Source organism: Aerococcus sp. L_32, assembly GCF_050689315.1.
Map to the genome: position 1 here is coordinate 1 of NZ_JBOEQF010001024.1, position 666 is coordinate 666.

Sequence of the window (666 nt, forward strand, 5' to 3'; positions counted from 1 at the left end):
AACCACTAAAGTAATTGCAATTTGTGAAATACGCTCTAGGTCAATCCCATCCGGTGACATCAAGCCTTCCGTGATTTTATCTGTCATATCCCCTAACCGGTCGGGACCGATAATAGACGATATAGAACCAATCATGGCTAGGACAACCGCTGCAACGAACGGCCATTTGTATTCACGCGCATATGTCATAATATTCGCCATCAATGAAGGTTGATTTGCATCTTTTTTCTTAGTCATTTGCTAATTCCTCCTCTGATAATTGTGAATAAGCAATTTCTTGATATACCTTGTTGTCCGCTAATAATTCTTGGTGTGTACCGCGGCCAACAATTTCGCCTCTATCTAGTACTAAAATCTCGTCCGCATCCATAATAGTTGAAATACGTTGGGCTACAATGATCTTAGTGGTATCAGCCATACGTTCGGCTAAAACGCCACGCAGGGTCTTATCTGTCTGGTAGTCCAAAGCAGAGAATGAGTCATCAAAGATTAGAATCTCAGGTTTACGGGCAAGTACGCGGGCAATTCCTAAACGTTGCTTTTGACCACCGGAGAAGTTGTTACCACCTTGGGCAACATGGGTATCTAATTGGTCAGGTTCTCCTTCAACAAAGTCTCTTGCTTGTGCAGTGTCTAGGGCAGCCCAAATTTCATCGTCTGATAAGG

The 666-nt window shown here is 43.2% G+C and carries 1 protein-coding gene and 1 pseudogene; both read right to left on the reverse strand.

Annotated elements, in window-relative coordinates:
- Positions 1 to 237: pseudogene (locus ACRCJ0_RS17990) on the reverse strand (ABC transporter ATP-binding protein); the annotation flags it as partial.
- Positions 230 to 666 (reverse strand): ATP-binding cassette domain-containing protein (locus ACRCJ0_RS17995; RefSeq protein ID WP_431391505.1); only part of this gene is annotated, 437 nt, incomplete at its 5' end. The gene ACRCJ0_RS17995 and the pseudogene ACRCJ0_RS17990, both read right to left, overlap by 8 nt.